Source organism: Flavobacterium omnivorum, from assembly GCF_900099915.1.
Taxonomy (GTDB): domain Bacteria; phylum Bacteroidota; class Bacteroidia; order Flavobacteriales; family Flavobacteriaceae; genus Flavobacterium; species Flavobacterium omnivorum.
Genome location: NZ_FNDB01000003.1, coordinates 157,759 through 168,100, shown reverse-complemented (window position 1 = coordinate 168,100; position 10,342 = coordinate 157,759). Strand labels below are relative to the sequence as shown.

The 10,342-nt window shown below is 35.1% G+C and carries 7 protein-coding genes; all 7 read right to left on the bottom strand.

Annotated features, from left to right (window positions below):
• Window positions 1-291 precede the first annotated feature (291 nt).
• The 7 genes from BLS90_RS04445 to BLS90_RS04415 all read right to left on the bottom strand — a co-directional run bounded on the left by BLS90_RS04445 (window position 292) and on the right by BLS90_RS04415 (window position 10,296).
• A complete protein-coding gene (locus tag BLS90_RS04445; protein WP_091255715.1) occupies window positions 292-699 on the bottom strand; it encodes a GxxExxY protein in 408 nt (135 codons plus the stop codon).
• A 101-nt stretch (window positions 700-800) separates the two neighbouring features.
• Window positions 801-1,508: a glycerophosphodiester phosphodiesterase gene (locus tag BLS90_RS04440; RefSeq protein WP_091255713.1), complete on the bottom strand. Its 708-nt coding sequence runs from the start codon at window positions 1,506-1,508 to the stop codon at window positions 801-803.
• A 145-nt stretch (window positions 1,509-1,653) separates the two neighbouring features.
• Window positions 1,654-3,168 carry a flotillin family protein gene (locus BLS90_RS04435; RefSeq protein WP_091255711.1) on the bottom strand — a complete coding sequence of 505 codons (1,515 nt, stop codon included), beginning with the start codon at window positions 3,166-3,168 and terminating at the stop codon, window positions 1,654-1,656.
• A gap of 13 nt (window positions 3,169-3,181) precedes the next feature.
• Window positions 3,182-3,739, bottom strand: coding sequence for an NfeD family protein (locus BLS90_RS04430; protein WP_091255709.1), 558 nt, complete (start codon window positions 3,737-3,739; stop codon window positions 3,182-3,184).
• A gap of 205 nt (window positions 3,740-3,944) precedes the next feature.
• The gene (locus BLS90_RS04425) at window positions 3,945-5,624 is read right to left on the bottom strand and encodes an alpha-amylase family glycosyl hydrolase (RefSeq protein ID WP_091255707.1); all 1,680 of its coding nucleotides are present in this window, start codon (window positions 5,622-5,624) and stop codon (window positions 3,945-3,947) included.
• 113 nt (window positions 5,625-5,737) lie between these two features.
• Complete coding sequence (locus BLS90_RS04420; protein WP_245705043.1) at window positions 5,738-7,543, bottom strand: glycoside hydrolase family 13 protein; 1,806 nt, start codon at window positions 7,541-7,543, stop codon at window positions 5,738-5,740.
• A 449-nt stretch (window positions 7,544-7,992) separates the two neighbouring features.
• A complete protein-coding gene (locus tag BLS90_RS04415) occupies window positions 7,993-10,296 on the bottom strand; it encodes a glycoside hydrolase family 65 protein (protein ID WP_091255706.1) in 2,304 nt (767 codons plus the stop codon).
• Window positions 10,297-10,342 lie beyond the last annotated feature (46 nt).

The window sequence follows — 10,342 nt, the reverse complement described above, 5'->3', positions numbered from 1 at the left end:
GTTTACGTTTGCTCTTAATAGCCTTAATTCACTTAATGGTTGAGAACTTTGATTTATTTTTCAACCATTAAGAGAGTTAAGATTTTAAGTTTATTCATAAGTTTACGTTTGCTCTTAATAGCCTTATTTCACTTAATTATTGAGAACTTTGATTCATTTTTTAACCATTAAGTGAGTTAAGATTTTAAGTTTATTCATAAGTTTACTTTTGCTCTTAATAGCGTTAATTCACTTAATGGTTGAGAACTTTGATTCATTTTTTAACCATTAAGTGAGTTAAGATTTTTAAGTTTAATCATCAGCAAGCCGAGAAAAATATTCGTTAATTAAAGGTTTGCATGATTTTGTTATATTGAGAGTATTAAAATTGATGAGTAGCCCTTGTGGAATACTTAATAGTTTCATGTAAGTTAGTAGTTTAGCTTCATCAATTGGGTGAAATTTTTCAACCGTTTTCAACTCAACAATTATACAATCATTTACTAATAAATCTAATCGTAATGGATTGGTAAGTTCTAAATCATAGTAATCTATTGCGACATTAAATTGTTGCTTCACATTGTACCCATTTTTTTCTAACTCATATTTCAAGCATTCTTCATAAATTTTTTCTAATAGACCGGGCCCTAGTTTTTTATGAACTTTTATTGCGTAACCAATAATTTCATAGGATAATTGTGTTATCTCTTTTTTTGTCATAAACTGAATTATTTACCTCGTTACTTAATTGACTTAAATCACTAAATGGTTTAAAAAAAATATTTTGTTGAGGATACAATATTAAACTAAAATATTTTGATTCATATTCTATTGGGGAAATCGGTGATGATTCCGTTTACGTTGAAGGTTTTTATTTTTTGAATGTCTTCTAATTCATTAATTGTCCAAGGGAAAACATCGAATCCTTTTACTTGGATTTGTGCCGTATTTGCTTTGGTTAATAGATGAAAATGCGGATGAATTGATTTGGCCTGAATGAATTTGGCGAAAGCCAAAGCCAAGTTTAAATCGGTTTCTGTTAAAACGCCAATAGGGATTTTATCATTTAAAAACGCCACTTGTTGTAACGCATTCCAATCAAAACTCGAAACTAAAAATTGGTCGTATTTCCAGCCTTTTTTGGTAACATACTTTTCAATAAGTGCGACTACTTTGTCCGTTACTTCATAGCTTTTTAGTTCAATATTTATAAAACAATCTTGGTTTACCAAATCAAAAACCTCCTTCAGCGTTGGGATTTGCTGCGCCAGTTCGGCTAAATGCCTCGGGTCGTATTTTCCATCTATTCGAAAAGCCTTCAATTTGCGCAAAGATAATGCATTTACAAAACCTTTTCCATTGGTCGTTCGGTCAATAGTTTCGTCGTGAATAACGATTATTTCGCCGTCAGCACTTAAATGAACGTCCAGTTCAATGCCATCCACTTGCATATTCAAAGCTTTTTGGAATGAAGCCAAAGTATTCTCTGGTTCATATCCTCTTGCGCCACGATGTCCAATTTTGAGCATGGAAGTAATTTTTCACAAAGGTAGTATAAATACAAAAGCACAAACTTAATTGGTTTGTGCTTTTGTAAATGGATTCAGTAGCTAACTTTTTAGTTTTGAAAACGCAAAACCATAAATGGATTCATTGGTGGTTTGCATTAAAAAATTACTTTAAGTCATCAACAGGTGTAGTAGTTTTTATTTCTTCACTTTTATCTTCTCCTTTTAAGTAAGTAGGTAAGTTAAGTCCCGCCATATTGAACAAATCGTTTAAGGGAGGTACGGTTTTCATCATTCCGGCGACAAAGTTGGCAGTGGATCCAGCCCCGTTGTCTCCTGTATTACCAGAATCCCAAACAGTAATTTTATCAATTTTGATATTTTTAACTGCTTCAACTTGGGTTTTTACTAATTCGGGCAACTTTTCAATTAATAATAATTGGAAGGCTTTTGTTGGGTCGCCACCTGCTGCACTAACTACTGCACGGTACCCTTCGGCCTGTTTAGTTAGGATTTCGTATAAACCCTTCGCCTCGGCTTCCATTTTTGCAAAGATGGCGTCTGCTTCCCCTTTTGCTAATTCTCTTGTTTTTTCCGCTTCCGCCTGTGCATCTATAATTGCTTTTTGTTTAGCAATTTGCGCAGGAATAACCACATTTGCATTTTGTGTAGATCGTTCTCTTTCTGCACGAGCTTCTTCTGCTTTTTGTTCGGCAACATAAGACTCTTCTAATGCTCTTGCACTTTGTACTTTTTCAGATGCTAAAGCAGTTCGCAACGCTTCCGCTTCGCGCTCTCGTCGCGCTGCTTCTGACTGTGCAATAGCAATTCGCGCTTCATTTTCTCCTTGAATTGCAACTGCATTGGCTTCAGATGTTTTTACGCGGGTATCTCTTTGTGCTTCTGCTTTACCAATACTTTCGTCTTTAAAAGCAGCAGCAATACTAACTTCTCTGTCTTTATTAGTTATTGCAATTTTCACATCACGATCTCTATGAGTTTCAGCAATTTGAACGTCTTTTTCTCGATCAGCCAATGCCTTTCCTGTTTCTCCAATTCTTTCTTGTTCAGCAACTGAAATTTTTGCTTCATTGATTGCTTTTGCAGCAGCTTCTTTTCCTAAAGCTTCAATATATCCAGATTCATCTTTGATATCTGTTACGTTAACGTTAATTAATTTTAAACCAATTTTCTTTAATTCAGAATCAACGTTTTTCGAAATGTTTGCCAAGAATTTATCTCTGTCAGAATTAATTTCTTCAATTGTCATAGTGGCAATAACTAAGCGTAGTTGACCAAACAAAATGTCCTTAGCTAACTCTTGAATTTGCTCCGGTAGTAAACCTAATAGACGTTCAGCAGCGGTATTCATACTTTCTGCCTCGGTTGAAATGGCGATAGTAAATCGGCAGGGAACATCAACACGAATATTTTGACGCGATAAAGCATTTGTCAAATTAGCATCAATAGAAAGGGGCTTTAAATCTAGGTATTGAAAATCTTGAACAACAGGCCAAATAAAAGCACCACCACCATGCACACATTTTGCAGAGGTACCACCTGTGCGGCCATATATAACTAGAATTTTATCTGAGGGGCATCTCTTGTATCGAGAAATAAGGGTTAAGAAGGTTACAAAAACAACAAATACGGCAACAACAATAATGATAATTTCAGTCATGGTTTAGTTTAATTTAATTTTTTTCTACAATTAATAAGTTGTTTTCGATAGCCACGACTTTTACCGAACTGTTTGAAGGAATTTTTTCAGGTGAAAAAGTCATGGCATCTAATTCATGAAAAGTTCCATTTATACTAATAAGTATTTTTCCTTTGCCGGATTTCGATTCAGGGATGGTTAGGTATACTTGTGCAGTTTTATGAAGTGCGTATTCTATTTTAAAGCTATTGTTCTCGGACAATTTTAAAATCTGTTTAATTACGAAAAAGAATATAGCAACAAAAAACAATCCTACTAAAACAGAAATAATAATTAAAATTGTTTTGTTTTGGATACTGTTATAAAATGAAATTCCGGTCCAACTAAATCCTAACAAAAAGTTGATTAAGTTACGTAAAGTAAAAATTTCAAAAGGTAATTCTCCGTCGATAGCATCAGAATCAATATCGGTTTCACCGTCGCTTAAACCAATAAAGGTCATAACGGTTTGGAGTCCAAAGAATAAGCTTACTGGTAAAGCAATGTACCAGAAAGCCTTGAGTAATGGTTCGTAATTTTCTAAAAAATTCATAGTTATGATTTGATTGTCTAAAGTAGACGATATTTTTTACAAAAGGTTACAAATGGAAGATATTATTTCTTCTAATAAAATCTATCTTACAATAAAAGGCACAGATCGTTTTGAAACTGTGCCTATTGGTTGTAAATATACTTCTAGTAAAGTCTTAAATTAAATTTTTGAAGTTCTTTAATATACTACTAAGTTTTTCTTAAAACTATTTTTTCAATTCCAGTAATACAATATCAAAGTCGGTTCGAATTTTTACTTTCCCATTTGAAACTTTAGCTTCTTTTCCGGAATAGGCATCTCTTACTTTAGATCCATCTTTAAAAACAGTGGCTACAATAAGTTCTTTTTTACCAGTAGACAGATCCAGACCAACCACTACTTTGTCCGTAAAAGTTCCTTTAGTGTATGTTCTTGAAAAAGTGTAGGGCGTGTCCGAAATCATGGTGTGAATTCCAGCTCCCACAGCAGGATGGTTCTTTCTGAATTTTCCTAATTTTCTCCAATGTGTCAGTGTTTTTTTAGTTTCCGGATTAGATTTTATGTCTTCCCAATTCATAAAGGAACGCAAGGTAGCATCACCGTTTGTACCTTCAATGACTAAGGGACGCGCACTCTCATCGCCATAATATACTTGAGAAAGTCCTGGGCTCAACAATAATTTTGTACCGGCTTCGATGCTTTTGGTGCGTTTTGCATCAAAAGGAGCGCCGTCATCATGTGAGGACAAATAGTTTAAAACACTGTATCCTTTTAAATCGGTGTTGAGCTTGTCTGAGTATTTTGAGAATATGAATTCATAGTCTTTTTGGGCATCCCATTTGAACTCAAAATTGATCATGTTGTTGAAACCATTTTTAAAATAGTTTATTTTTTTGTCTCCAAAATCAAAATATTGTCCGCCGCTGATACCATAATTATAGACTTCGGCAATGGTGTAAAAGGAGTTGTTATCTAGTACTTTTGCAGGGTTTTTTTTCTTCCAAGTGTCAAATGAATAGTCACATTGAGTTTTGAAATCTGCCCAGACGGTTTCGTCTGTATGTTTGACGGTATCTCCTCTGTAGCCGTCTATCCCATAATCAGCGACGTAGTCTGTCAGCCATTTTATGATGTAATATTTTGGAGTTTTAGGATAGCCTGTTCGAATAAAAAAAGCGTCTAGCTCTTTCATTTCTTGTTCGTATCGACCTTCTTTTTTCCATTTTTCGACAAGAAAAGGAGGTAAGTCTACATTTTGGGTACTTTCAGTTCTGATGTCTGGAAGATTGGCCACCAAAGTGCAGGCTGTTGTATTTTGATAGTTTGTATAATCGCAAACCGGATTGGTGCGAACCCAGTAATTGGGCCAAACAGCATCCATTTCCGTTACCGGACCGGTGTGATTAATTACACCATCAAGGATAATTCTGATTCCTCGCGCATGTGCTTTTTTTACTAATTCGGCTAACTCTTTTTTAGTTCCAAAATTGGGATCTAATGCCGTCCAATCTTTGGCCCAATAACCATGATAGCCGTAACTCAAACCAGTTCCTTCATCTACGGCATCATGAATTTGTTCTACTACAGGAGTAAACCAAATGGCATTGATTCCTAATTTGTCAAAATAACCGTCTTCAATCTTTTTAGTAATTCCCTTGATATCGCCTCCTTCATAACCACGGAGTTTTCCTGTAGTTTTTGTTCTGTTTAAAGTTATGTCATTGGAACGATCACCATTATTAAAGCGGTCTGTCATAAGAAAGTAGACATTAGCGCCTTCCCAGACAAAAGGGGCTTTTCGTGTCTTTTTTATTGGTGTGCTGTTTTCCGCTACAGTTTTGGTTCCGGAGCAACTCACACAAAACGCGAGTACGGATAGCATTAATAGTAAAGATTTTTTTTTCATTTTTTTATAAATTGAATAGTTATTTTTCTGCTGAAGCTTCTTTTCAAACAGCAGGAAACGGGTCTGGTATTCTTTTCAGTGCGTTCTCCGGATTCTTGTATTTAGAGTGGGAATTACTTTAGCTCTAAAATCAAAACAGATTTAGGTTCGATTATTATTTCGTTCGTCACATCAAAGGTGAGTTCAGAAATGACATCTTTTCCAGTTTTAAAGTCTTTGATGTTCTCTTTGAAACGTTGGGTGTTTACCGTTTTGGTTTCGTTGCTGTTGTTCATTAAAACCATGACCGTTTCATTTGCATTGTATCTAAAATATATATAGGTATTATTCTCTGGAATGTAATGGGTCATTTTTCCAAAATGAATCGCCGCTTTTGTTTTTCTCCATTGAAACAATTTAGCGGTAAAATCAAAATACTCATTTTGTCCCGGAGTTCTTCCTTCCTTCGTAAAAGCATTGTTTTCATCGCCTTCCCAACCGCCAGGAAAATCTTGACGAATTGCAGCATCCCCTTTGTCTTTGTCGCCGGCCATCCCTATTTCACTTCCATAATACAATTGTGGAATACCGCGAACGGTAGCCATCAAAGTCATTGCCATTTTATATTTTCGGATGTCGTTTCCATAAGTTTGATTGATGCGATTGGTGTCGTGATTTTCGACAAAAATCAACATGTTATTGCTGTTTGGATACAAAAAATCATTGGTAAAATTGTCATAGAGTTTTACCATTCCTTTGTCCCAAGAGCCATCATCTTCATTGAAAACTTTAGTGGCTGCCTCATATAATGTAAAATCCATAACGCTGGGCAGATACGAATTGTAATTTTGTATTGCAGCAATTTTACTGTCTTTTTGCCAATACGCCATTTGTGCTTGACTTTGCATCCAAACTTCTCCTACAATATTAAAATTGGAGTATTCATCCGTCACTGATTTGGTCCATTTTGCAATTCCTTTTGGATCAGAATAATTATAGGTGTCTACTCTGAAACCATCCAAATCAGCGTATTCAATCCACCAAATTGCATTTTGAATCAAGTATTTTAAAGTCAAAGGATTCTTTAAATTCAAATCAGGCATTGTGGGAACAAACCAGCCATCTATAGTGATTTTTTTATCAATTTCGGAAGCGTTAGTGTCATGGATAACTGTTCTTTTATGATTGGTTTGGGTGTAAGTGTCAAATTGATTAATCCACTCCTTTGTTGGTAAATCTTTCATCATCCAATGTTCAATTCCCCAGTGATTCGTCACATAATCCATTACTAATTTCAGGTCTCTTTTATGCATTTCGGAAGCCAATCGAACATAATCAGCATTGGTTCCATAACGTGGATCTATTTTATACACATCAGATTGTCCGTAGGTGTGATAAGAATACTTAGCGTCATTGTCCTCACAAAGTGGGGTGCTCCAAATGGTTGTTGCGCCCAACGACGAAATGTAATCCAAGTTTTTTATAATCCCTTCAATATCGCCACCGTGTCTTCCGCCCGGCAATTCTCTATTGTATTTTTCTTGGGTCGAATTTTCGCTGTCGTTATCTCTGTTTCCATTGGCAAAGCGGTCCGGCATCAATAAATACATCATATCCGAAGAATCAAAGCTTTTGCGTTGGGCTGCGTTTTCTCTTCTTTTTCTTAATGAATATTTATGTGTAAACGTTTCTTTGTTTTTGCTTTTAAAGGTAAAAACGAAATCAGAGGCCACAACTTTTTTGGTGTCGATTGTAACAAAAATGTAGTTGGGATTCTCGGTTCTTTTTACGTTGGTTATTTTTATCCCATTAGAAACGGTGACTTGGTTTTGAGAAATGTCTTTGCCGTAAAAAAGTATCTGCAGTTCTGGATTTTGCATTCCTGCATACCAAAAAGGCGGTTCTACTTTGTCGATTTGAGCATGTAACGTTACAGACATAAAAAAAAGGAATAAGGTTATTTTTTTTAGAAAATCCCTATTTTGGAAAGGTAAAGAAATAATTTTATTCATGGTGAAATACATTGATTACATTTAATTTTAATGAGAATTTTACAAAAAAAGATTCCTGTTACAAGGAATTAAGCAGTTTGACCTATTTAATGTCGTACTATAAAATGAGTGAAATAATATTTAATATAGGAGTCATATAAGCATTAAACCTTAAATGACCTTATTGTTGTTTAAGGTATATAAGCTTAACAAATGAAAATTAAATGACTTACATGGTAAAAAAAATGCACCATTGTTTTATTCTTATTGCTTGTGCGCTAAATAATTTAAATAAAACTCATACTTATATAAACAATCCCAATGCGAATTGGGATTGTTATTTTGCTTGTTGCGGCTTGAATCAAATGATAGAATAAACTACAAGTTCTAATAATTGCTTATACAGTAATTAAATGCTCAGGCCTAACTACAATAGCTTTTCCGTTTACAACGATAGCTAATTCTTTATCGCCAACAATTGAGAAAGAAGTTTCATTATGATTGATGGCTACTTTCAAAATTTGGTTTCTGAAATTAATTTTAAACGAATAGCCTTCCCATTCTTTTGGGATTTTTGGAGAAAAATGAAGTTTGTCTTCTTTAACTCTCATTCCTCCAAAACCTTCCACGATACTCATCCAGGTTCCGGCCATTGAGGTAATATGACAGCCCTCTTCGACTTCTTTATTATAATCATCTAAATCCAAACGCGACGTTCTCAAATAGAACGTATACGCCATATCCATTTTGTCTAATAAGGCGGCTTGAATCGAGTGTACGCAAGGCGAAAGGGAACTTTCATGAACCGTAAAGGATTCGTAGAATTCAAAATTGTTTTTCAATTCTTCTTTCGAAAAATGATCTTCAAAGAAATAGAAACATTGCAAAACATCGGCTTGTTTGATGTACGGCGAACGTAAAATGCGATCCCAAGACCATTTTTGATTGATTGGTCTTTGACTTTTGTCCAAATCCACTACGCGAACCAATTCTTTGTCCAAGAAACCGTCTTGCTGTAAATATACATTGTATTCTTCTGAAAAAGGGAAGTACATATTATCCGAAACTTTTTTCCAAGATTGTAATTCCGAATCCGAGATTTTTACTTTTTCCGTAATTCTTTTGTGATCCGAAGGGTATTCCAGAGATACTTTCTGAATTTGTTCATAGGTATATTCCAAACACCATTTGGCTATATAATTGGTGTAGAAATTATTGTTTACGTTATTCTCATATTCATTAGGGCCTGTAACACCAAGAATTACATATTGGTTTAAATTAGTTGAAAAATTGGCTCTTTGATGCCAGAAACGTGCAATTCCTATCAATACTTCCAATCCTTTTTCAGGAATGTAGCTGTAATCGCCCGTGTATCTGTAAAAGTTGTAAATGGCAAATGCAATGGCTCCATTCCTATGAATTTCTTCAAAAGTAATTTCCCATTCGTTATGACATTCCTCGCCGTTCATGGTTACCATTGGATACAAAGCCGCACCATTAGTAAATCCTAATTTAGCAGCGTTTTCAATGGCTTTGTCCAATTGATTGTAGCGGTACGTCAATAGATTTCGAGCTACTTCTTGGTCTTTGGTCGCCATATAAAACGGAATGCAATACGCTTCGGTATCCCAATAAGTAGATCCTCCGTACTTTTCTCCAGTGAAACCTTTAGGTCCAATATTCAATCGAGAATCTTTTCCTAAATACGTTTGGTTTAACTGAAAAATATTGAAACGAATTCCTTGTTGCGCTTTTACATCGCCATCAATGGTAATGTCTGACATATCCCAAATTTTTGCCCAAGCATCAATTTGGTCCTGCAACATTTGGTCATATCCTACTGCTAAAGCGGATTGAATCACTTTTTCAGCAGCAGTAATGGTATTTTCATGGTTTAAGGAAACCGTGTAACCACCAATTTTTTGTATCGATGATTTTTGGCCTTGAGCCACAATTACATCATAGCTAAACTGAATTTTATCAGTTGTTGCATCAATATTAGAAGGGGAAATTCCCGTTTTCTCACCATTTGTCAAAATGGTGTTTTGCATGAAAGTGGTAGCTTTGAAATGTGTTTTGAACGTTTGAGCGGTTACAAAAGCCTCATTTCCTGATTTTTTTACGTCAAGCGATTCCCAAAATTTTTCTTCCCAGTTCGCATCTTCATTGGTTACACCAGCATCAATATACGGTTTGTATATTATTTTTGCATCTTTGTTCAAAGGGGTGATTTCGTAATTAATAACGCCAACTTCATCCAAGTTCAATGAAAGAAAACGACGCACATTTACGGAAATTTCGGTGCCGTTTTTCAAAGTCGCTTCAAAAGAACGATGGTACCAACCTTCTTTCATATTCAGCTCACGACGAAAGTTTTTAACATCGGAAGAGGTATTTAAATCCAGTTTTTCACCGTTGATTTCAATGTCGATTCCAATCCAGTTTGGTGCATTCAACACTTTAGCAAAATATTCCGGATATCCGTTTTTCCACCAGCCCACTTTGGTTTTATCAGGATAATAAATTCCGGCAATATAACTTCCCTGGAAGGTTTCACCAGTATAATTTTCTTCAAAATTAGCACGTTGTCCCATGGCACCGTTGCCAATACTGAACAAACTTTCAGATGATTTTACGCGCTCCGGATCAAATCCTTCTTCTATGATGGACCAATTATCCGGTTTTATATAATCTTGATTCATTTTTTTCTAATTTAAAATTTCAATCATTTAAAAATTTAAAGATTGT

What these genes read in the sequence shown, in the direction of transcription:
- BLS90_RS04420 (WP_245705043.1), bottom strand. Translation starts at nt 7,543, where the DNA reads ATGTCTGTAACGTTACATGCTCAAATCGACAAAGTAGAACCGCCTTTT.
- BLS90_RS04445 (WP_091255715.1), bottom strand. Translation starts at nt 699, where the DNA reads ATGACAAAAAAAGAGATAACACAATTATCCTATGAAATTATTGGTTAC.
- BLS90_RS04415 (WP_091255706.1), bottom strand. Translation starts at nt 10,296, where the DNA reads ATGAATCAAGATTATATAAAACCGGATAATTGGTCCATCATAGAAGAA.
- BLS90_RS04440 (WP_091255713.1), bottom strand. Translation starts at nt 1,508, where the DNA reads ATGCTCAAAATTGGACATCGTGGCGCAAGAGGATATGAACCAGAGAAT.
- BLS90_RS04425 (WP_091255707.1), bottom strand. Translation starts at nt 5,624, where the DNA reads ATGAAAAAAAAATCTTTACTATTAATGCTATCCGTACTCGCGTTTTGT.
- BLS90_RS04430 (WP_091255709.1), bottom strand. Translation starts at nt 3,739, where the DNA reads ATGAATTTTTTAGAAAATTACGAACCATTACTCAAGGCTTTCTGGTAC.
- BLS90_RS04435 (WP_091255711.1), bottom strand. Translation starts at nt 3,168, where the DNA reads ATGACTGAAATTATCATTATTGTTGTTGCCGTATTTGTTGTTTTTGTA.